This is a genomic window from Sphingomonas gilva, assembly GCF_003515075.1.
Classification (GTDB): Bacteria; Pseudomonadota; Alphaproteobacteria; order Sphingomonadales; family Sphingomonadaceae; genus Sphingomonas; species Sphingomonas gilva.
The window spans coordinates 59263-79142 of the sequence record NZ_QWLV01000006.1; the positions used below are offsets into that span (position 1 = coordinate 59263).

22 protein-coding genes are annotated in these 19880 nt (G+C 68.6%); 12 read left to right on the forward strand and 10 right to left on the reverse strand.

Annotated elements, in window-relative coordinates:
* Window positions 1-25 precede the first annotated feature (25 nt).
* The 11 genes from gspD to gspN are packed head-to-tail and all read left to right on the forward strand — an operon-like array spanning window position 26 to window position 10131.
* Window positions 26-2146, forward strand: a complete 2121-nt coding sequence (gene gspD / locus D1610_RS12520) for a type II secretion system secretin GspD (protein WP_118864539.1) — start codon at window positions 26-28, stop codon at window positions 2144-2146.
* A gap of 8 nt (window positions 2147-2154) precedes the next feature.
* On the forward strand, window positions 2155-3678 hold the full coding sequence (locus tag D1610_RS12525) for a GspE/PulE family protein (RefSeq protein ID WP_118864666.1): 1524 nt from the start codon (window positions 2155-2157) through the stop codon (window positions 3676-3678).
* Window positions 3671-4894: a type II secretion system inner membrane protein GspF gene (gene gspF, locus D1610_RS12530; RefSeq protein WP_118864540.1), complete on the forward strand. Its 1224-nt coding sequence runs from the start codon at window positions 3671-3673 to the stop codon at window positions 4892-4894. The genes D1610_RS12525 and gspF overlap by 8 nt, the downstream gene beginning before the upstream one ends.
* Before the next feature lie 11 nt (window positions 4895-4905).
* The gene (gspG, locus tag D1610_RS12535; protein WP_118864541.1) at window positions 4906-5322 is read left to right on the forward strand and encodes a type II secretion system major pseudopilin GspG; all 417 of its coding nucleotides are present in this window, start codon (window positions 4906-4908) and stop codon (window positions 5320-5322) included.
* Entirely contained in the window at window positions 5297-5752 is a 456-nt protein-coding gene (locus D1610_RS12540; protein ID WP_182466819.1) for a GspH/FimT family pseudopilin, read from the forward strand. The genes gspG and D1610_RS12540 overlap by 26 nt, the downstream gene beginning before the upstream one ends.
* Window positions 5739-6134: a type II secretion system minor pseudopilin GspI gene (gspI, locus tag D1610_RS12545; RefSeq protein WP_118864542.1), complete on the forward strand. Its 396-nt coding sequence runs from the start codon at window positions 5739-5741 to the stop codon at window positions 6132-6134. The genes D1610_RS12540 and gspI overlap by 14 nt, the downstream gene beginning before the upstream one ends.
* A complete protein-coding gene (gspJ, locus tag D1610_RS12550) occupies window positions 6134-6910 on the forward strand; it encodes a type II secretion system minor pseudopilin GspJ (RefSeq protein WP_118864543.1) in 777 nt (258 codons plus the stop codon). Before gspI ends, gspJ begins: the two co-directional genes overlap by 1 nt.
* Entirely contained in the window at window positions 6907-7902 is a 996-nt protein-coding gene (gene gspK / locus D1610_RS12555; RefSeq protein WP_118864544.1) for a type II secretion system minor pseudopilin GspK, read from the forward strand. The genes gspJ and gspK overlap by 4 nt, the downstream gene beginning before the upstream one ends.
* Complete coding sequence (gene gspL / locus D1610_RS12560; RefSeq protein WP_118864545.1) at window positions 7899-8990, forward strand: type II secretion system protein GspL; 1092 nt, start codon at window positions 7899-7901, stop codon at window positions 8988-8990. The genes gspK and gspL overlap by 4 nt, the downstream gene beginning before the upstream one ends.
* On the forward strand, window positions 8987-9463 hold the full coding sequence (gene gspM / locus D1610_RS12565) for a type II secretion system protein GspM (RefSeq protein ID WP_118864546.1): 477 nt from the start codon (window positions 8987-8989) through the stop codon (window positions 9461-9463). Before gspL ends, gspM begins: the two co-directional genes overlap by 4 nt.
* Window positions 9463-10131, forward strand: coding sequence for a type II secretion system protein N (gspN, locus tag D1610_RS12570; RefSeq protein ID WP_182466821.1), 669 nt, complete (start codon window positions 9463-9465; stop codon window positions 10129-10131). Before gspM ends, gspN begins: the two co-directional genes overlap by 1 nt.
* Here the strand turns inward: gspN and D1610_RS12575 are convergent.
* Together D1610_RS12575 and D1610_RS12580 are read right to left on the reverse strand one after the other, a co-directional pair.
* Entirely contained in the window at window positions 10128-10874 is a 747-nt protein-coding gene (locus D1610_RS12575; RefSeq protein ID WP_118864548.1) for a prepilin peptidase, read from the reverse strand. The genes gspN and D1610_RS12575 overlap by 4 nt on opposite strands.
* Window positions 10875-10889: 15 nt before the next feature.
* The gene (locus D1610_RS12580) at window positions 10890-12020 is read right to left on the reverse strand and encodes an aromatic ring-hydroxylating oxygenase subunit alpha (protein ID WP_118864549.1); all 1131 of its coding nucleotides are present in this window, start codon (window positions 12018-12020) and stop codon (window positions 10890-10892) included.
* A 66-nt stretch (window positions 12021-12086) separates the two neighbouring features.
* Between D1610_RS12580 and D1610_RS12585 the strand changes: the two genes are divergently transcribed.
* Entirely contained in the window at window positions 12087-13481 is a 1395-nt protein-coding gene (locus tag D1610_RS12585) for an AmpG family muropeptide MFS transporter (RefSeq protein ID WP_118864550.1), read from the forward strand.
* Here D1610_RS12585 and D1610_RS12590 read toward each other — a convergent pair.
* The 8 genes from D1610_RS12590 to D1610_RS12625 all read right to left on the reverse strand — a co-directional run bounded on the left by D1610_RS12590 (window position 13426) and on the right by D1610_RS12625 (window position 19860).
* The gene (locus tag D1610_RS12590; RefSeq protein WP_245942215.1) at window positions 13426-13854 is read right to left on the reverse strand and encodes a DUF6628 family protein; all 429 of its coding nucleotides are present in this window, start codon (window positions 13852-13854) and stop codon (window positions 13426-13428) included. The two genes, D1610_RS12585 and D1610_RS12590, sit on opposite strands and share 56 nt — an antisense overlap.
* A gap of 295 nt (window positions 13855-14149) precedes the next feature.
* Window positions 14150-15448 (reverse strand): bifunctional folylpolyglutamate synthase/dihydrofolate synthase, encoded by a 1299-nt coding sequence (locus D1610_RS12595; protein ID WP_118864551.1) that lies wholly within the window; start codon window positions 15446-15448, stop codon window positions 14150-14152.
* Between the two features lie 138 nt (window positions 15449-15586).
* Window positions 15587-16441, reverse strand: coding sequence for an acetyl-CoA carboxylase, carboxyltransferase subunit beta (gene accD / locus D1610_RS12600; protein ID WP_118864552.1), 855 nt, complete (start codon window positions 16439-16441; stop codon window positions 15587-15589).
* Window positions 16438-17238, reverse strand: a complete 801-nt coding sequence (trpA, locus tag D1610_RS12605) for a tryptophan synthase subunit alpha (RefSeq protein WP_118864553.1) — start codon at window positions 17236-17238, stop codon at window positions 16438-16440. The genes accD and trpA overlap by 4 nt, the downstream gene beginning before the upstream one ends.
* Window positions 17235-18464, reverse strand: a complete 1230-nt coding sequence (trpB, locus tag D1610_RS12610; protein WP_118864554.1) for a tryptophan synthase subunit beta — start codon at window positions 18462-18464, stop codon at window positions 17235-17237. Before trpB ends, trpA begins: the two co-directional genes overlap by 4 nt.
* A complete protein-coding gene (locus D1610_RS12615; RefSeq protein WP_118864555.1) occupies window positions 18461-19093 on the reverse strand; it encodes a phosphoribosylanthranilate isomerase in 633 nt (210 codons plus the stop codon). Before D1610_RS12615 ends, trpB begins: the two co-directional genes overlap by 4 nt.
* 130 nt (window positions 19094-19223) lie before the next feature.
* A complete protein-coding gene (locus tag D1610_RS12620) occupies window positions 19224-19574 on the reverse strand; it encodes a GFA family protein (RefSeq protein WP_118864556.1) in 351 nt (116 codons plus the stop codon).
* A 46-nt stretch (window positions 19575-19620) separates the two neighbouring features.
* A complete protein-coding gene (locus D1610_RS12625) occupies window positions 19621-19860 on the reverse strand; it encodes a hypothetical protein (protein ID WP_118864557.1) in 240 nt (79 codons plus the stop codon).
* Window positions 19861-19880 lie beyond the last annotated feature (20 nt).

Consider the following 19880-nt stretch of genomic DNA (forward strand, 5'->3'; position numbering starts at 1 on the left):
TTTTCGCGCCGCGTGTCTGGCGCTGATGATCAGTGTCGCCGCGCCGGTGCCGGCGCAGCAGACGCTCAACGTCCGCGACGCCGACATCCGCGCCTTCATCCAGGATGCCGCGCGCGTGACGGGGCGCACCTTCATCGTCGACAGCCGTGTGCAGGGGAAGGTTTCGGTCACCACCGATCGCCCCTTGAGCCGTTCCGAATATTTCGAGGTGTTCCTCTCGACGCTGCGCGCCAACGGGCTCGTCGCGGTGCCGACCACGGCGGGATCGTATCGCATTCAGCCGGCCGATGTCGCGGCGAGCTCGCCCAGCCGTGTGGGCAGTCGCGGCGCGGCGCAGAACAGCTTCGTCACCGAGGTGTTCCGCCTGCGATCGATCGACGCGACCAGCGCGGTCGAGACATTGCGGCCGCTGGTCAGCCGTGAGGGATCGGTCACCGCCAATCGCGGGGCGAACTCGCTGGTGGTGGCGGATTATGCCGACAATATCCGGCGCATTCGGCAGCTTCTGCAGCGGATCGACACCGATGCGGCAGCGACCACGCTGGTGCCGCTCACCAACGCCGGCGCCCGGGAGATCGCGACCTCGCTGCAGCAGCTTGTCGGCGGCGGCGAAGGTGGACGGGGCGGCGCGTCGGTGGTCGCGGTCGACGCCTCCAACGCGATCGCCATTCGTGGCGAGCCTTCGACCGTCGCCAAGCTCGCCGACATGGCACGCGAATTGGATGCGCGGGCGGAAACGGGTGCGGAAATCCGGGTCGTGTTCCTTGAACATGCCGATGCCGGGCAGATATTGCCGGTTCTGCAGCAGCTCATCGGTCAGACGCCGACCCAAGCGGTCGAGACCCTGCAGCCTGTGCGTACCACCGGTGAGGATGGATCGACCACCACGGCAGTGCCGGTACAGCAGCAGACCGTCGCCGCGCCCCAGGCCGCCACGCCCGGCATCGCGCAGAGCGTCGTCGGGCGCGGGCCGGTGGCGGTGACCCGCTTCGAGGGCGCCAACGCGATCATCATCGCCGGCTCCGCGCAGGCGCAGAAGCAGCTCGGCAGCCTCGTCCGCCAGCTCGACGTGCGGCGCGAGCAGGTGCTGGTCGAAGCCATCGTCGTCGAGATCTCGGACGTCGCGGCGAAGCGGCTGGGGGTGCAGTTCCTGCTGGGCGGCACGCCCGACAGCGGCATCCCCTTCGCCATCACCAACTATTCGAACGCCGCACCCAATCTGGCGACGATCGCCGGCGCCTATGCCGCGCGCGAGCTCGATCAGACCACGACCGTGATCAACGGCGACACCGTGACGACCTCGACCGGATCGGAGCTGTCGAACCAGCTGCAGCAGGCCGCCGCCGCCTCGATCCTGGGCGCGACCGGCGGCATCGGCGGCTTCGTCACCAATGTCGGCCGCGACGGGCTGTTCGGCGCGATCATCAACGCGGTGAAATCGGACAACCAGTCCAACATCCTCTCCACCCCCTGGCTCTATACGCTCGACAACAAGCAGGCGAGCATCCTGGTCGGGCAGGAGATTCCGGTTTCGACAGGTCAGGCGCTGAGCGGCAATTTCGACAACGCCTTCCGCACCATCCAGCGACAGAATGTCGGCATCCAGCTGGACGTGAAGCCGCAGATCAACGCCGGCGGCGCGATCAAGCTGTTCCTGCGCCAGGAAGTCAGCTCGATCGCCGGGCCGGTGAGCGACGACTTCCAGGAGCTGATCCTCAACAAGCGCGAGATCGAGACGACGATCATCGTCGATGACGGGCAGATCGTCGCGCTGGGCGGGCTGCTCGACGACAATGAGCGGCGGACGCTCGAGAAGATCCCCCTGCTCGGCGACATTCCGCTCATCGGCAAGCTGTTCCAGTCCTCGTCCAAGCAGCGCGCCAAGACCAACCTGATGGTGTTCATCCGCCCGACGATCGTGCGGTCGGCGGCGGACGCGCGGCGGATCGCCGAGCAGCGCTACGGCTATGCGCGGGGCCAGCAGCTGCTCGCCCGGCCCGATCGCGAGCCGACGCTGGACGAACTGGTGCGCGATTACATGGGCGCGGCCCCGCCGATCCCGCCCGCGCCGCTGCCGACCGACGCGGTGATCGCGCCGGTATCGCTGCCGCCGTCGAGCGCGCCGCAAGCGGAGCCGGTCCGATGAAGATCGCGATGGGGGGAGAACGGGCACTGGTCGCCGCCGAAGAAGCGCCGTTCGCGGCGGTCATCGTCTCGATCCCCTATGCCTATGCGCGCAAGTTCGGAACCGTCCTGATCGACGCCAGCGAAGGCCGAATCGCGGTGGGTTTCCGCGAAGGCGGCGATCCGCGCGCGCTGCTTGAGGTGCGGCGTGTGCTGGGGCGGCCGTTCGATGTCGAGATCGTCGATGCCGCTCGGTTCGATGCGCTGTTAAGTGAACGCTATGCGATGGACGGCGAGGCGGCCGCGATGGCGGCGGGGTCGCTGGGGCTGGGCGACGGGCTGGACCTGATCGCCAGCGACATCCCGACTGCCGAGGACCTGCTGGATTCGGCGGACGATGCCCCCGCGATCCGTCTGATCAACGGCATCATCGCCGATGCCGCGCGGCAGGGCGTCAGCGACATCCATGTCGAGCCCTATGAAAGCGGCCTCGTCGTCCGCATGCGGATGGACGGCGTGCTCAAGGAAACGCTGCGCATGCCCGCGCACGTCGCGCCGGTGCTGGTCAGCCGGATCAAGGTGATGGCACGGCTCGACATCGCCGAGCGGCGCGTGCCGCAGGACGGGCGGATCGGGCTGACATTGGGGGGCAAGGCGCTCGACGTGCGCGTCTCGACCTTGCCCAGCCGCGGCGGCGAGCGGGTGGTGCTGCGCATCCTCGACCGCGAGACGGCGGCGATCGGCCTCGATGTGCTGGGCATGGACGAGGCAACGTTGAAGCTGTTCTTCGACGCGCTGTCGGAGCCCAACGGCATCATCCTCGTCACCGGGCCGACCGGATCGGGCAAGACGACCACGCTCTATGCCGGCCTGCGCGAGCTCAACGATGGCCGCCGCAATATCCTGACCGTCGAGGACCCGGTCGAATATGCCGTCGACGGCGTCGGCCAGACCCAGGTCAACGCGAAGGTCGGGCTGACCTTCGCGGCGGGGTTGCGCGCGATCCTGCGGCAGGACCCCGACGTGGTGATGGTCGGCGAGATCCGCGACCGCGAGACGGCCGAGATCGCGGTGCAGGCTTCGCTCACGGGGCATCTGGTGCTGTCGACCGTCCACACCAACGATTCGGTCGGCGCGATCACGCGGATGCGCGACATGAAGATCGAGCCCTTCCTGCTCGCCTCCACGCTGCGCGCAGTGATCGCGCAGCGGCTGGTGCGGCGGCTGTGCCCCGATTGCCGGCGGCCGGTGCAGGCGACGACCGCGGTCGCGTCGCTGCTGGGGTTCGATCCGGGGACGATCGTCTATGAGCCGGTCGGCTGTCCCTCATGCGACGGCACCGGCTTCAAGGGCCGGATCGGCGTGTTCGAGGCGATCCGCGTCGACGAGACGATCCGCCGGCTGATCAACGATGGCGGCGACGAGGCGATCATCGCGCGCCACGCCTTCCTCCATGCGCCCAACCTGGGATCGGCGGCGCGGCGGCTGGTGCGCGGCGGCTTCACCACGCCCGAGGAGGCGGTGCGCGTGTCGCGCAGCGACCCCGATGGCTGAGTTCGACTATCTGGCCATCGACCGGGCCGGGCGCGAGCGGACGGGGCGGGTTTCGGCCGACGGTCTCGACCGGGCGCGGGGGATTCTGGAGGCGCGGCGGCTCTATGTGCTCAGGCTGGCGCAGGGCGCTGCTTCGCCCTCCGGGCCCTCGCTCGCCGGCCGGATGCGGTTCCGCCGCGAGCGGCTGTCGGGCAAGCAATTGTCCCTGTTCACCCGCCAGCTGGCCACGCTCGTTGCCGTCTCGCCGCTGGAGGAGGCGCTGCGCACCATTGCGCGCCAGACCGAAAAGCCGGCCGCGCAGGGCGTGATCGGGCGGGTGCATCTGGGCGTTACCGAAGGGCGGCGGCTGGCGGAGGCGATGCGGCGCGAGGAACCGAGCTTTCCGCCGCTCTACCGCGCGATGGTGTCGGCGGGCGAAGCGTCGGGCACGCTGGGGCTGGCGCTGGAGCGGCTGGCGGGGCTGCTCGAACGCCAAGCGGAGATTCGCGGCAAGGTGCTTTCCGCGCTGGCCTATCCCATCGTGCTGTCGTTCGTCGCCGTCGCCGTGGTCGTCGCGCTGATGACCTTCGTCGTCCCCAAGGTGGTGCAGCAGTTCGAGGATGTCGGACAGAGCCTGCCGCTTCTGACGCGTATCGTCATGGGCATTTCGGATGCGCTGGTGAATTGGTGGTGGGCGATCCTGGTCGGCATCGCCGCGCTCGGTTTTCTTGTCTGGCGGGCGTTGCAGGCGCCCGCGGCGCGGCTTGCGTTCGACCGCTGGCTGCTCCGCGTGCCGGGGCTTGGCCGCTTGATCCGCGATCTCCACGCCGCGCGGATGGCGCGGACTCTGTCGACGATGGTCGAGAGCCGCCTGCCTTTGGTCGAAGGTCTCGCGCTGACCGTGCCGACGATCCACAACCGCGCATTGCGCGCCGCGACTGCCGAGACGGTCGAGGCGATCCGCGGCGGCGGCAATCTTTCCGCCGCTTTCCGCCGATCGGGCCTGTTCCCGCCGCTGCTGGTCTACATGATCGCATCGGGCGAGGCGGCGGGGCAGCTCGACAGGATGCTCGAACGCGCCGCCGATTATCTCGAACGCGAATTCGATACCTTCACCGCCACCGCGATGTCGATGCTCGAACCCGGCATCATCGTGCTGATGGGCGGCATCGTCGCGACGATCGTGCTTTCGATCCTGCTGCCCATCTTGCAGCTCCAGAATCTCGCAGAATTCTAAGGAATATCAATATGTTGAAGAACATTGGCAATAGTTTGCGAGAGGATGACGAGGAAGGCTTCACGCTTGTCGAGCTGATGGTCGTGATCGTCATCATCGGGCTGCTCACCACCCTGGTCGTGATCAACGTGCTGCCCAGCCAGGACGTGGCGATGCGGAAGAAGGCTGAGGCCGATATCGCGACGATCGAGCAGGCGATGGAGATGTACCGGCTGGAGCGGATGACCTATCCGCCGACGCTGGCGATGCTGACCGAAAGCACGGACGGGCGCGGCGGCTATATCCGCCGCTTGCCGGACGATCCATGGGGGCGGCCCTATGGCTACGCCAATCCGGGCTCGCACGGGCCGATCGACATCTGGTCCTACGGCGCGGACGGAGCCGAGGGCGGCGAGGGCGATAATGCCGACATCACCAACTGGGAGTGATTCAGGCTTCACGCTTGTCGAGCTGATGGTCGTGGTCGCGATCATCGGCATGGCGGCGGGCGCGGTGGTGATGAGCATGCCTTCGGGTGACGGTGCGGTGCGCAGTGCGGCCGAGAAGCTGGCGGCGCGCACGACGGTCGCGCGCGATCTGGCAATCGTCGATGGGCGGGCGACCATTCTGGTGGTGAACAGCGACGGCTATACCTTCGCCCAGCGCAGCGGCGGCGTGATGCGGCCGCTGGAGCAGCGCGGGCTGCGTCAAGCGGCGCTGCCCGAGGGCATGCGGGCGATGCTCGGCAATCGTTCGGCTGGAGAGGTGCGGTTCGACCCCACCGGACTCGCCGACCCGGCAACCGTGATGCTGACCAGTGGCGGCACGAGCGCGACTGTCCGGATAGCTGCCGATGGAAGCGTCAATGTCGAAGGCTAACGGCTTCAGCCATTTTGGGCGTTCCGCCGAGCACGGCTTCACCCTTGTGGAGATGATGGTCGCGCTGGCGGTGTTCAGCCTGGCGGCGCTGGCGCTGATGAAGCTGGTAGGGGTCAGCATCGCCAGCACCGGTACGGTCGATCGCAAGCTGATCGCGCAGATCGTCGCGGAAAATGTCGCCGTCGAGGCGCTCGCCGATCCGGTCGCGCCTCCGCTGGGGACGACGAACGGCGTTGAGATCAATGGAGGGTTGTCTTGGCGCTGGGTACGTCGGACGACGCGCACAGCCGATATCCGCATCCTGCGGATCGATATAGCTGTAGCCGGTGCGAATGGACCGCCCGCCGCGCGGTTGACTGTCGTCAGATCGGTGGCCGGATAATGCCGACGGTGTTGACCGATTCGCTGCCCGACACGTGCGTGCGTCGCATAAGTCGCAGCAGTTCGGCAATTGCGTTTCACGTGCTTGTTCGATTGTTACGCGCTTGGCGCTTATGGTGCGGCAATGTCAAAGAGCCAAGCACAAGACTGACACAAACGGCGGCATGTAGGACAGCGATATTTCGCCGCCACGGAGGGCCAGCCGCGCCGGCCCAGGGCTTCACGCTGGTCGAGCTGATGGTGGCGCTGCTGGTGTTCGGCATGATCGCGGGCGCCGGCGCGTTGTTGCTCGCGACCGGCGTCGACAGCCAGGCGCGGGTGGCGGAACGGCTCGACGCCTCGGCGCAATTGCGGCGGGCGCATGCGCTGCTGTCCGCTGATATGGCGCAGGCCGTGGCGCGGCCGACGCGCGGCGGACCGACCGGGCAGCGACCGGCCTTTGCCGGCGGCGGAGCGGGGCCGATCGCGCTGTTGGTGCGCGCCGGATGGGACAATCCCGGTGGCGATCCGCGGCCCAATCTGCAGCGGGTCGAATACCGGGTGGAGGGTGGGCGGCTGATGCGGCTGACCGCCGCGGCGTTGGACGGCGGCGAGCCGGGAAATCCGCTGGTGCTGGTCGAGGGGGTAAGGGTAGCGACCGCGCGCTACCGGGCAGATGAGGGGTGGCGCGACGTTTGGGATCCGGTCGACCCGACGCTGTTGCCGCGCGCGATCGAGATCAACCTGACCCTTGCCGGCGGGCGCAGCCTGACCCAGCGCTTCATGGTGGCGGCATGACGCCACCGCGCGAGGAAGGCGCCGCGTTGCTGAGCGTGCTGCTGCTGGTATCGGTGATGTCCGTGCTGGCCGCCACGCTGCTCGAACGAGTCAGCCTGGCCACCAGCCTGGCGGTGAACGGTGCGGCCAACGCGCAGGCGCGGGCCTATGCGCGCGCGGCGGAGGCGATCGCCAGGGTGCAGATCGCTGACCTGATGGCGCGCGATGCCAGTCAGACCACATTGGCGGGCGGCTGGCAGGGGGCACTGCGCGCTTTGCCCGTTCCGGGTGGTTCGGGCTCGGCGGGGGTGGTCGACGGCGGCAACTGCTTCAACCTCAACAGCGTCGTAAGCGAGACGCCGGGCGCCACGCCGGCGGACACGCTGCTGGTCGCCAATCCGATCGCCTTGCGGCAGTTCGTTGCGCTGGCGACGAGCCTGGGCGTGGGGCCGGGGGATGCCGCGCGGATCGCGGCGGGCCTGGCCGACTGGATCGACAGCGACAGCGTGCCCGCGCCGTCGGGCGGGGAGGACGCCGCCTATGCCGGACGCGATCCGGCCATGCTGCCGGCCAATCGCTTTGTTTTAGATGTCAGCGAGTTGCGCGTTGTTCCTGGGATGACGCCAGACATCTATGCACGTTTGAAGCCGTTCATTTGCGCGCTTCCCGTGGGCGGGCTTTCGCCGGTCAACGTCAACACGCTGACCGAAAGGCAGGCGCCGCTGCTGGCGATGCTGTTCGACGGACGGCTGCCGGTGGAAGCCGCGCGATCGGTGATCGCCGAGCGGCCCGTCGACGGCTACGGCAGCCAGGTGCGGTTCTGGGATCATCCGGTGTTGCGCGCGCTCGAACCAGATGCCGCGGTGCGCGCGCAGCCGCAGGTCCGCAGCCGCTGGTTCGTGGTGGAAGTGCGGCTCGAGCTTGCCGGCGCCGAGCTGCGCGAGACCGCGTTGTTCGATGCCGAGGCCGATCCGGTGAAGCTGGTGCGCCGGTCCTGGGGCGAGGAAGGATGAGCGCGACGACGCTGATCCTGCATCTGCCCGAGGATGATGCCGCGCCCGTGGCATGGTCCCTGTGGCGGGACGGCGCGCAGCTGGAGGCGGGCGAGGATGCGGTTTCGGCGCCCGCACCTGGCGAGGACATGCGCGTGGCGGCGATCGCGCCGGCGGAGTCGGTGGCGCTGCACTGGATCGTGCTGCCTGATCTCGCGCCGGCGCAGGCGCGTGCGGCGGCGACGCTGCTGGCGGCGGAGACGAGCGCGGCGCCGGCGGCCAGCCTGCACGTCGCACTCGGCCCGGCCGATAGCGAAGGGCGGCGGCTGATGGCGATGATCGATCCGGCGCGGATGGCGGGATGGCTGGCGCGGCTGGCGACGGTTGGTCATGATCCGCATGTCGTCCATCCGGCGCCGCTGCTATTGCCCGCGCCGGTGGCGGGCTTCGTTCGCGGCGCGATCGGCGGCATGCGGGTAGTGCGCGGTTTCGATTCGGCTTTCGCCGAGGATGACGTCGTAGCGCCGATGATCCTCGCAGGTGCGGAGATCGCCGATGCGCCCGAGGAGCCGCTCGACCGCGCGCTCGACCATGCGGGATTCGACCTGCGGCAGGGGGCGTTCGCGCGGGCGCGGCGGCTCGGCGTCGATTGGAAGCTGGTGCGCAGGCTGGCGATGCTGGCCGGCGTCGCCGCGCTGCTGGTGCTCGCGACGTCGATCGTGCGGATCGCGCATTACAGCCTGGCGGCCGACGCGGCCGGACGGCGCGCCGAGGCGCTGGCGAGACAGGCGCTGCCGCCGGGCGCGCAGAGCGGCGATCCGGCGACGTCGATGGCGGCGCGGCTGGCGGGCCTGCAGGGCGCGGGCGGCGGATTCTCCGCGCTGGCCGGCGGCGTGCTGGGCGCGCTCGAGGACACGCCCGATGTCGATCTGACGCAGATACATTATGGCGAGGACGGCAGCTTGCGGATCATCCTGGCCGGGCCCAACGCCCCGGCACTCTCGACGGCGGCGAACGCAATCCAGAACAATGGCTTCGACGTCGATCTTGGGCCGACGAGCGAGGCGGACGGCCGCCAGCGGGTCGAACTGACGGTGCGCGCCCGATGACCGCCAACCTCAAATCCTGGTTCGCCGGCCGAACGAAGCGCGAGCGGTACATGCTGCTCGTCATGGGTGCGCTGATGGCGATCGTCATCGTCTGGTTGGGAATCGTTCTGCCGGTGAACGACGCGCTCGCCGCGGCCAAGCGCCGCCATGCCGAGGCGCTCGAGACCGAGGCGACGATCGCGCGACAAGTGGGGGCGATCCGATCGCTGCGCGACGATGCGGTACGGTTGCCGGCGCCGCTGGCGGAGGTGGTCACGCAGTCGGCGGCCGAGGCAGGATTTACCGGCGCGCAGGTGAGCGCCGTCGGGAGCGATGCCGTAGATGTCGCCATTCCCGCCGCGCGGCCCCAGGCGCTGTTCGCGTGGATCGACGGATTGCGCGGGCGAGGGATCTTTCCGGTTTCGCTCGCGATGCGCGCGGGCTCGGGACAGACCGTCAGCGCCGAGATGCGGCTGAAGGGGCGCGGGGTCTGATGCGCATTAGGCTGACGATGGGGCGCGGGGCACTTTGGATCGCCTTGTTCGCCGCCGCGATCGTGCTGCTGTTTCCGCTGCGTATGGCCCTGGGCGTGGTGAACGCCGAGCGGCTGGGCTTGAGCGCGCGCGAGGCGCGGGGGCCGGTCTGGGCCGGGCGGCTGATCGAGGCGCGCTGGAGGGGGTTGGCGCTGGGCGATCTCGACGCTTCGCTGTCGCCGGTGCAGTTGCTCGTCGGGCGGGTGCGGCTCGATCTGTCGGGCGACGGCGACATGCGGGGCGCGGTGAGCGTCAGCCGCAACGGCGCCGGGATCGACGATGTCTCAGGCCGGCTGCCGGTCGAGGGGCTATTCGAAGGCCTGCCGCTGGGCGCGCTGATCGCGACCGATGTTTCGGCGCGCTTCGCCGATGGCGTCTGCGACCGGGCCGAGGGGCAGGTGCGCGCCGAGCTTTCGGCTGCGCTGCCCGGCGTGTCGCTGGCGCAGGGAATGACCGGGCGCGCGCGGTGCGACGGCGGCGCGCTGCTGCTGCCGCTGCAGGGCGCTTCGGGCCTCGAGCGGCTGGACCTGCGGCTGTTCGGCGACGGGCGCTGGCAGGCGCGGCTTCAGATCGCAGGCGATGGCGCGGCCCTTTCCGCGGGAGTGCTGGAGCGGAGCGGGCGGCTCTAACGGAGGATTGCGATCAGCGTGGGCCAGGCGGCCGCGGCGAGCAGGGCGCCGAACGGGACGCGTGTGACGGCGGTCACCACGCCGCCGCGCAACCGGTCGAGCAGCAGGAGGACGATGCCGAGGCTCGCCGCGCCCAGCATGACGAAGGGCAACGGCGCCCAGCCGACCCAGGCGCCGATCGCGCCGAGCAGCTTGGGATCGCCGCCGCCGAGCCCGCGTCGCTTGCGCAGCGCGAAATAGATCGCTCCGACTGCGTAGAGGATGACGAACCCGGACGCGCCGCCAATGAGCGCGGTCGTGAGGCCGGGCCCGATATCGGCGGCGTTGACCGCCAGGCCGGCAAGCCCGAGCGGCAGGACGATCCGGTCCGGCAGCCAGAAATGACGCAGGTCGAGCGCGGCGAGCGTCAGCAGCGTCCAGCCGAACAGTGCTGCGGCGAGGGCAGGCAGCGGCGGCAGCAGGGCGGCGGAGAATGCACCGATCAATGCGGCGGCAATCTCGATCTGAATATGAATTGGATCGATTTGCGCGCTGCAGGTGCGGCACTTGCCATGCGCGAGGACGTAGGAGAGGAGCGGGATCAGGTCCTTCGGGCCGAGCGTGCGCCCGCAGCCGTCGCACGCCGATCTTCCCACGAATGCGCTGCGGCCCTTCGGCATTCGCACGGCGGCGGTCGCGGCGAAGCTGCCGATGACGAGGCCGAGCAGCGCGCCGAGCAGGATGGGAGGAAGATCGCCGGTCACCGGCCGGCCCTAGCCTCAGGCGAGCGCGGCCTCCACCGAATCGTGGAACTTGCGGATGCCCGCTTCCATCGTGCCGAGGGTCAGCCGGTCGATCGCGCCCGATTGCAGCCCCTGCTGCCCCAGCGCGGCGGCGCGGAAATCCTCACCGGCGAAGACGCCCTCATCGAGGAGATTCCAGCTCTTCTCCCAATGCTTCAGCGCCTTTTCGGTCTCTGGCGGCTCCGGGATGAGCATGAAGTCCTCGACCAGCACGCGGTCGTGCGCCTGGGGCATCAGCACCATCAGGTTCATGTAGTCGGGACTGATGATCAGCACCGTGCCGGGGAACAGCTGATAGGTGTAGGTGATCGCCGAGCGGAGCGTCGGCCAGTCGCGCGCGGCGAGCGCTTCCAGCGCCGCCTCGCGTCCCACCGCCGAACGCTGGTGTGCGCCGATCGTGTCGGCGGAGGCGATGCCGTCCTGGAAGAACGGGCCGATCGTGTTCGAATGGAGCCGCTGGACGTGATAGCTTTCCAGGAACGCGTCCATGATCAGCTTCCAGTTCGCCGCAACCTCATGCGTACGGCGGCGGAAGAGGTGCTGCCCGGCGAGCGCGAAGGCGTCGAAATCCTCGCCCAGGCGCGCCGCCTCGGAGAAGTCGGCAGCCTCGTCAAAGGCGAACCAGATCATCCCGCCCGCCTCCAGCGTCGGCAGGCGCTTCAGATGGAAATCGCCCTTATCGAGGCCAGGAAAGGCGTCGGAGCGAGGCAGGCCGATCAAGCTGCCGTCGGTCTTGTAGGTCCAGGCGTGATAGGGGCAGACCAGGCGCGACTGGCAGACGGGTTCGCCGCCCTCGACCAGACGCGTGCCCCGGTGGCGGCAGACGTTGAGGAAGACGTGCGCCTTGCCCTCTCCGTCGCGGGTGACGAGCAGCGGCTTGCCGAAGCCGTCATGCGGCACCGCCATGTTGTTCCGCGGCAGGAGTGCGGAGGGCGCGATGACCAGCGGCAGGCGGCTGAACAGCCGTTCCTGTTCGGCGATGTGGCGCGCCGGATCGGTATAGGCCGCGGCATCGACATGGGTGACGGCGAGGTCGTTGCGGCGGTCGCCGCGGCGCAGCGATTCGGCCAGGGCGATCTGCCCTTCGGTCGGGGTGAAGGCGTTCATCGCCGGGCTATCCTCTCCGCGTTTTCGCGCTAGTGTCACGCGAGAAGCGCGAAGGGGCAAGAGTGTATGGATGGTAGCGTGGTCACCCCGCGGAAGAGCTGGATCGATGGTGTAAAGCCCTATGTCGAGAAGGCGCCGCTCGCGTCGTTCTTCCTCGGCACCTCGTCAGGTTTCCCCTTCGCGATGATCGCCTCGACGCTGACCACGCGGCTGGCGCAGTCGGACATAGAGAAATCGACGATCACCGCCTTCACGCTCGCTTTCCTCGTCTACAACCTCAAATTCCTCTGGGCCTGGATCATCGACGGCGTGCGCCTGCCGGTGATCGGCCGGCTGGGGCAGCGAGTCTCCTGGATGCTGGTGGCGGGCGTTCTCGTGATCGCGGCGGTCGCGAACCTGGCGCTGGTCACGCCAAGGCCCGACGACATCATGCCCACGGTGATTGCCGCGATCCTGGTTGGGCTGGCGGGCGCGACCTACGACATCGTGATAGATGCCTATCGCATCGAGATATTGAAGCCGTATCAGCTGGGCGTGGGTTCCGGCATGCTCCAATATGGCTGGCGGATCGGATCGGTCTCCGCGGGCGCGCTCGCGCTGGTCCTGGCGGCGCGAGTGGGTTGGGAGGCGGCGTATCTGGCTTGCGCCGCCTTCGCGCTGCCGGCGATGATCACCGCACTGCTGATGGGCGAGCCCGAGCGGCACCGCGAACCTTCCGAACGCAAGGGCGCGGCGGGTGCGCTGAAGGCCGTCTACGGGCCGTTCGTCGAGTTCTTCCAGCGGCGTGGCGCGCTGCTCGTGCTGCTGTTCGTCCTGCTCCACAAGATCGGCGACACGCTCGCCAATCTGGTGCTGCGCATCATGCTCGACGATCTTGCCTATACCAACGACGAGATCGCGCTGTGGGACGTCGGGGTAGGCTTTTGGGCGTTCCTGGCCGGCATCTTCGTCGGTGGCTGGCTCTATGCGCAGATCGGCTTGAAGCGATCGGTGCTGCTGAGCCTGGTGCTGATGGGCGTATCGAACTTCAGCTTCGCCCTGCTCGCGGGCGCAGGACACAGCAATGCCGGGCTGGCCGCGACGATGGCGTTCGAGAATTTCGCGAGCGGGATCGGCAGCGTCACCGTGGTCGCCTATTTCTCCGCGCTCACCGACCTGCGCTTCACCGCTGCGCAATATGCGCTGATTTCGGCCGCCTCGAGCATCGTCGGCCGTCTGCTGACCGGAACGACGGCCGGCGCGATGGTGGAGGCGATGGGCTATGTAAATTTCTACCTGCTGACGACCGCCGCCGCAGCGCCCGGTATCTTGCTCTTCTGGTGGATGATCCGAAGCGGCCTGGCGGACAGCTCGATCGGCAGCGCCGGCACCGAAGGCGCAGGGGACGCGCGGGCGGACGGCGAAGTTACGCCAACGGAAGACCGCCGTCCGCAAAGGCCTCCGACACAGCCTGCGCCGTAGTGAGCGCGCCGAGGCAGTCGGGCGTGCCGGCGACGTCTGACACCATGTCGTGCGCCGCATGGGGATCGAGGATGGCGATGCGGATCGTGTCGATCAGCGTGGCCTCCGCCGCGGTCATGCGCGGGCAGCAGCACGGGGCGACCTGGATCGGTTGACGCGCGGTGCGCGACAGCTCCAGCATCAGCGCGCGCAGCAGCACCAGCGGGCGGCGATAGCCCATGCGGAAGCGGATGAAGAGGATGTGCGCGGCATGCGCGTCGTCGAGCCCGCCCGAGGCCATGCGGCGCATCGCGAACAGCAGCACACGACCTGCGTCGTCGAAGGGAAGCGGGGCGGGAAGGGCTGCGTCGAAATGGGTGGTGACGGCGGTCATGATGAGCCTTCTCGTTGGGACGAGGCACATCATGCTGATCCGCTATTGATAGTCAATCGCAATAATGGGGCATGCGCTGGGTAGTGTTGTCGGGAAGGTGAGCCGGACATGCGGCATTTCTAACCGTCGCCCCTGCACAGGAGTGTCGGGTTGTGCACGTCCCACGTGCACATGGATTGCCTGGGAGGCACTCCGGCCCGGCGCTGGCCTCAGGCGGCAAGCGCGATGGTAGGATCTGCCACAAACACAGCGGCCCCTGCCTGCGCAGGGGCGACGGATATCAAGGGATTCGCCGTTATTCGGGCAGTTCGCCGTTCGCCGCGAGAACCCCTCCAGCAAGGTAGAGCGAGCCGAGGATCAGGATCAGCGGCGCTTGGTCGTCCTTGCCGATGGCGGTGATCGCTTCGGCCGGATCGCTCGCGGGGGAAGCCTCAAGACCGAGCGTTTCGGCGATTCGCGCAAGCGCGGCGGGATCGTGGTGATCGTGATGCGGCACCGGAACCGCGTGGAGCGAACGGGCGTAGGGCGCGATCGGCGCGAGCAGGCCGAGGGCATCTTTGTTGGCGAGCATTCCCAGGATCAGACGCGCGGGCCTGCCTTGCGTGGTGAGGAAGCCGGCAATAGCCTCCGCCGCAGCGGCGTTGTGGCCGCCATCGAGGTAGATTTGCGCGCTGGGCAGGAGCGCGGTCAGTGGCCCTGCGCCGAGCCTTTGCAGGCGGGCAGGCCATATCGCGGCTTCGGCGGCCGTTGCGAGCGCGCCGTCGACAATCGGCAGCCGCTCCTGATGGCGCAGCATGGCGACGGCGAGCGCGAGATTGGCGCTCTGGTGCGCGCCAAGAAGAGCCGGGAGCGGCGTGCTGAGCGTGCCGGCGTCATCGCGATAGCGAAGGCGATCGGCCTCTGTCGTGTAATGCCAGTCGTCGATCACCGGTGCGCCGGCCGCATCCGCGACCTCGCGAATAGCGGCGGTGACGACACTGGAATAGCGGGAGATCACGATTGGCCGCCCCGGCTTGGCGATGCCGGCCTTTTCGCGCGCGATGCCGATCGGATCGGGACCGAGAAACGCCTCGTGATCGACGCCGAGCTGGGCGATGCCGCAGACCGCCGGATCGGGGATGACGTTGGTCGCGTCGAGCCTTCCGCCCAGCCCGACCTCGATCACGCAAGCATCCGCGGGCGTGCGCGTGAAGGCGAGGAACGCGGCGGCGGTGGTGACCTCGAAGAAGCTGGCGCCGATGTCCTCGCCCGCATCCAGCACCTCCGCGAGAAGGGGAGCGAGCGTTTCGTCGTCGATCAGCTTTCCGCTCAGGCGGATACGTTCGTTGAAGCGGACGAGATGGGGGCTGGAATAGACATGGACGCGGTGGCCGGCGGCCTCCAGCGCGGCGCGCAGGAAGGCGCAGGTCGAACCCTTGCCGTTGGTGCCCGCGACATGGAAGACGGGCGGCAGGCGGCGGTGCGGGTTGCCGATGCGCGCGAGGAGCGCAGTGATGCGTTCGAGGCCGAGCACGTCCGCGCCCGGCGAGCGCGCCCAGAGGCGGTCGAGCTGGGTCTGCACGGCGGGAGAGGCGGAGCGGGCGTGGTCGGGCACTGGCTTACTCCCTCTCCCCTTCAGGGGAGAGGGCCGGGGAGAGGGGAAGGACGATGGACGTGCGTTCGGGACGGGAGAATTCTAGACACACTGCCCCTCTCCCAACCCTCTCCCCTGAAGGGGAGAGAGCTGGATGCGTCACGCCGCCTTCCGCTCGCCGCATAGGTATCCGATCAGCTGGCCCAACGTTTCGCGCAGGTCCTTCCGGTGCACGACCATGTCGAGCAGGCCGTGATCGCGATAATATTCGGACGTCTGGAAATCGTCGGGCAGCTTTTCGCGGATGGTGCTCTCGATCACGCGGCGGCCCGTGAAGGCGAGCGTCGCGCCGGGCTCGGCGATCTGAACGTCGCCCAGCATGGCATAGGCCGCCATGACACCGCCCGAGGTGGGATCGGTCAGCACGACGATATAGGGGAGGCCGGCATCCTGCAGCATCTGGATGGCGACGGTGGTGCGCGGCATCTGCATCAGGCTGAGGATGCCCTCCTGCATGCGCGCGCCGCCCGATGCGGTGAAGATGATGTAGGGCGCGCGGGCCGCGATGGCATGCTCGACGCCGCTGACGAACGCCTCGCCCACCGCGAGCCCCATCGATCCGCCCATGAAGGCGAAATCCTGCACGCCGATCACCGCGCGGCGCCCGAGAATGGTGCCCTCCGCGTTGACCAGCGCGTCGGGCTCGCCGGTGTCGGACCGCGCCGCCTTCAGCCGATCGGTGTAGCGCTTCGAATCGCGGAACTTGAGCGGGTCCTCGGTCACCCTTGGCGCGGCGAGGGTGGACCAGCTGTTCTCGTCAAAAATCTGGCGGAAGCGCGCTTTCGGACCGATCCGGCCATGATGCTGACAATTGGGGCAGACCGAGCGATTCTCCTCATATTCCTTGGTGAAGATCATCTGCCCGCAACCCTTGCACTTGTGCCACAGCTGATCGGCAGTCTGCGCCTTGGGAATGAAGGGCAGCGCGTTGCGGACGCGGGTGAGCCAGCTCATGCTTCTACTTTCCTTGCGGACGCAAGCGCATCCGAGAGCGTGCGAATATAGGCGGTGACGGCGGCGGGCGCATCCGCGCCGTGCCGACCGACCAGCTCGACGATCGCCGAGCCGACGACGACGCCGTCCGCGACGCGGCCGATCGCCGCGGCCTGTTCGGGCGTGCGTACGCCGAAACCGACGGCGATGGGGAGATCGGTGGCGGCCTTGAGGCGCGCGACGGCCGTCTCGATACTGGTCTGCGCCGCCTGCTGCAGCCCGGTAATGCCGGCGACCGAGACGTAGTAGAGGAAGCCCGATGCGCCATCGAGCACGGCGGGCAGGCGCTCGGCATCGGTGGTGGGCGTGGCGAGACGGATCAGGTGCAGACCTTCCGCCCGAAGCGCGGGGCCGAGCGCATCGTCCTCCTCCGGCGGGATATCGACGCAGATGACCCCGTCCACGCCCGCGGCGCGCGCGGCCGCGGCGAACCAGTCGGCGCCGCGGACGGTCATGGGGTTGGCGTAGCCCATCAGCACCAACGGCACGTCCGGGTGGCGTTCGCGGAAGTTCTTGGCGATGGTGAGAAGGTCGGCGGTCGTCGTGCCCGCGCCGAGACTGCGCAGGTTGGCGGCCTGGATCGCCGGGCCGTCGGCCATCGGATCGGTGAAGGGCATGCCGAGCTCGATCACGTCCGCGCCGCCCGCGACGAGCGCATCGAGGATCGCGGGGGTTGCGGCCGGCGAAGGGTCGCCGCCGGTGACGAAGGTGACGAGGGCGGGATGGTTGCCTGCGAAGGCGCTTGAGAGACGGCTCATATGGCCACCCCCAGTGCCTCTGCCACGGTGAAGATGTCCTTGTCGCCGCGGCCGCAGAGATTGGCGAGGATGATCTGGTCTGCGCGCATTTTCCGCGCCTTGCGCGCCACCGCCGCGATGGCGTGCGAGGGTTCGAGCGCGGGGATGATGCCTTCGGTGCGGCAGAGCAGCTGGAAGGCGTCGAGGGCTTCCCTATCGGTCGCGCTCTCATATTGCACGCGGCCGATTTCGTGTAGCCAGCTATGTTCGGGGCCGATGCCGGGATAGTCGAGGCCGGCGGAGATCGAGTGCGCCTCGTCGATCTGGCCGTCGGCGTCCTGCAGCAGATAGGTCTTGTTGCCGTGGAGGATGCCGGGGCGCCCCCCCGCAAGGCTGGCCGCGTGCTGCTTGTCGAGGCCGTGGCCTGCCGCCTCCACGCCGAGCATCTTCACATCCGCATCGTCGAGGAAGGGATGGAACAGGCCGATGGCGTTCGAACCGCCGCCGATCGCCGCGACCAGCAGATCGGGCAGGCGGCCGGTTCGCGCGAGCATCTGCGCGCGCGCCTCGCGGCCGATGACGCTTTGGAAATCGCGGACGAGTTCGGGATAGGGATGTGGCCCGGCGGCGGTGCCGATGATGTAGAAGGTGTCGTGGACGTTGGCGACCCAATCGCGCAGCGCCTCGTTCATCGCGTCCTTCAGGGTGCGCGCGCCCGATTCGACGCCGATCACGTCCGCGCCCAAAAGCTTCATGCGGAACACGTTGGGCTGCTGCCGCTCCATGTCGCGCGCGCCCATGTAGATGACGCAGGGGAGGCCGAAGCGCGCGCAGACCGTGGCGGTGGCGACGCCGTGCTGGCCCGCGCCCGTCTCCGCGATGATGCGCGTCTTGCCCATGCGGATGGCGAGCAGGATCTGCCCGATGCAGTTGTTGATCTTGTGCGCGCCGGTGTGGTTGAGCTCGTCGCGCTTGAACCAGACCTGTGCTCCCATTCCCTCGGACGCGCTTTCGCGGAGCGCCTCGGTCAGCCGCTCGGCATGGTAGAGCGGGCTGGGGCGGCCGACATAATGTTCGAGCAGATCGTCGAACTGCGCCTGGAAAGCGGGATCGGCCTTGGCGGCGCGGTAGTGCGCCTCCAGATCGAGGATCAGCGGCATCAGCGTCTCGGCGACGTAGCGGCCGCCGAACTGGCCGAAATGCCCGCGATCGTCGGGCTGGGCGCGGTAGCTGTTGGGGACGGTCATGTTCTGACGGCCTTAAGGAACGCGGCGATCTTGTCCACATCCTTGACGCCGGGCGCGCTCTCGACGCCCGAAGAGACGTCGACCAGGCGCGCGCCGGTGCGACCGATCGCCTCGGTCACGTTCCCGACATCGAGCCCGCCCGACAGCGCCCAGGGAAGCGGATGGTCGAACCCGTCGAGCAGCGCCCAATCAAAGCGCAGGCCCATGCCGCCGGGCAGCGCCGCATCGTCGGGCGTCTTGGCGTCGTAGAGGATGCGGTCGGCGGCGCCGGCATAATCGCGCGCGCCCTCAAGATCGGCGCGGGCGCGCACCGCGACCGCGGCCCAGGTCTCACGGGCGAAGCGCGCGCGGATCGCGGCGGCGCGATCGGGCGAGGTTCGATGGAGCTGGATCGCCGAGATCGCGGGAATGGCGCGGGCGATGAGTTCATCATCCGGATTCACGAACACGCCGACGCGCGCGACATGATCGGGCACGCGGGAAGCGAGACCGGCGGCTTCTTCTGGCGAGATGTTGCGCGGGCTGCGCGGGAAGAAGACGAAGCCGACATGACTCGCGCCGCCCTGAAGCGCGGCGTCGAGCGTGGCGGCGGAGGACAGGCCGCAGATCTTGGCGGTGGTGCGTGGCATGGCTGGGCCTATATGCGGCGGGCAGCACGGGAGTAAATCCCGTGCTGCCGTCGGTCGGCGCTTGATGCGCCGCCGGCCGGACGCGCCTCGTGCGGCTTGGCGCAGCTCCGCTGCGCCGTTGCCCGGCGCGTCAGAAGCTTGCGCCGTCGACCTTGTGGATGGTGAGCGTATCGAGATCGATGGCGGGAACGCAGCGCAGGTTGATCGCCCGCACCTCCGATCCGTCGGGCCCCTTGCCCTCGGCGAAGGCCTGCGCGCCGCAGGTGGCGCAGAAGCGGTGGCGGATATTGTGCTTGTTGAACAGATAGTCGGTCAGCGCATCCTCGCCCCTGGTCAGGGTGAAGGTGTCGGCGGGAAGGAAGGCGAGCAGGAAGCCCTTGCGGCGGCAATGCGAGCAGTTGCAGCTCATCGCTTCGGCAGGGGCGTCGGCCTCGACGGTGAACGCCACCGCGCCGCAGTGACAGCTTCCTTCAAACGTCATGCCCGATCTCCTTCAAGGCTTCGTTTCTCCAAGTCTTCCGCCCCGGTCAAGCGGACGCCCGGGCGACCATGAACATCAGCAGCGCCAGGATGATCAACAGGACGACCAGAAGAACCAAGGTCAGAAGAAGGAGCGACCCGGTGTGGTTGTCATACCGGATCGCCAGCCAGATCATCGATCCGACCGCGACGGCCACGCCCGCGCCGGGATGGATCGCCCAGCCGCTGATCCAGACAGCCGCCACGATGATCGCGATCCTTCGGCCGAAGCGAAGCCAGGGATTCATCGATGAGGCTGGCCGCCGAA

Excerpts from the sequence above, each read along its gene's own strand:
- D1610_RS12540 (WP_182466819.1), top strand. The coding sequence starts at position 5,297 with ATGCCGACATCACCAACTGGGAGTGATTCAGGCTTCACGCTTGTCGAG.
- D1610_RS12525 (WP_118864666.1), top strand. The coding sequence starts at position 2,155 with ATGGGGGGAGAACGGGCACTGGTCGCCGCCGAAGAAGCGCCGTTCGCG.
- gspD (WP_118864539.1), top strand. The coding sequence starts at position 26 with ATGATCAGTGTCGCCGCGCCGGTGCCGGCGCAGCAGACGCTCAACGTC.
- D1610_RS12590 (WP_245942215.1), bottom strand. The coding sequence starts at position 13,854 with ATGACCGCCGTCACCACCCATTTCGACGCAGCCCTTCCCGCCCCGCTT.
- gspL (WP_118864545.1), top strand. The coding sequence starts at position 7,899 with ATGAGCGCGACGACGCTGATCCTGCATCTGCCCGAGGATGATGCCGCG.
- D1610_RS12615 (WP_118864555.1), bottom strand. The coding sequence starts at position 19,093 with ATGCCACGCACCACCGCCAAGATCTGCGGCCTGTCCTCCGCCGCCACG.
- D1610_RS12620 (WP_118864556.1), bottom strand. The coding sequence starts at position 19,574 with ATGACGTTTGAAGGAAGCTGTCACTGCGGCGCGGTGGCGTTCACCGTC.
- gspI (WP_118864542.1), top strand. The coding sequence starts at position 5,739 with ATGTCGAAGGCTAACGGCTTCAGCCATTTTGGGCGTTCCGCCGAGCAC.
- accD (WP_118864552.1), bottom strand. The coding sequence starts at position 16,441 with ATGAGCTGGCTCACCCGCGTCCGCAACGCGCTGCCCTTCATTCCCAAG.
- gspK (WP_118864544.1), top strand. The coding sequence starts at position 6,907 with ATGACGCCACCGCGCGAGGAAGGCGCCGCGTTGCTGAGCGTGCTGCTG.
- D1610_RS12580 (WP_118864549.1), bottom strand. The coding sequence starts at position 12,020 with ATGAACGCCTTCACCCCGACCGAAGGGCAGATCGCCCTGGCCGAATCG.
- gspJ (WP_118864543.1), top strand. The coding sequence starts at position 6,134 with ATGCCGACGGTGTTGACCGATTCGCTGCCCGACACGTGCGTGCGTCGC.
- trpB (WP_118864554.1), bottom strand. The coding sequence starts at position 18,464 with ATGACCGTCCCCAACAGCTACCGCGCCCAGCCCGACGATCGCGGGCAT.
- gspM (WP_118864546.1), top strand. The coding sequence starts at position 8,987 with ATGACCGCCAACCTCAAATCCTGGTTCGCCGGCCGAACGAAGCGCGAG.
- D1610_RS12625 (WP_118864557.1), bottom strand. The coding sequence starts at position 19,860 with ATGAATCCCTGGCTTCGCTTCGGCCGAAGGATCGCGATCATCGTGGCG.
- trpA (WP_118864553.1), bottom strand. The coding sequence starts at position 17,238 with ATGAGCCGTCTCTCAAGCGCCTTCGCAGGCAACCATCCCGCCCTCGTC.
- D1610_RS12585 (WP_118864550.1), top strand. The coding sequence starts at position 12,087 with ATGGATGGTAGCGTGGTCACCCCGCGGAAGAGCTGGATCGATGGTGTA.
- gspN (WP_182466821.1), top strand. The coding sequence starts at position 9,463 with ATGCGCATTAGGCTGACGATGGGGCGCGGGGCACTTTGGATCGCCTTG.
- gspG (WP_118864541.1), top strand. The coding sequence starts at position 4,906 with ATGTTGAAGAACATTGGCAATAGTTTGCGAGAGGATGACGAGGAAGGC.
- gspF (WP_118864540.1), top strand. The coding sequence starts at position 3,671 with ATGGCTGAGTTCGACTATCTGGCCATCGACCGGGCCGGGCGCGAGCGG.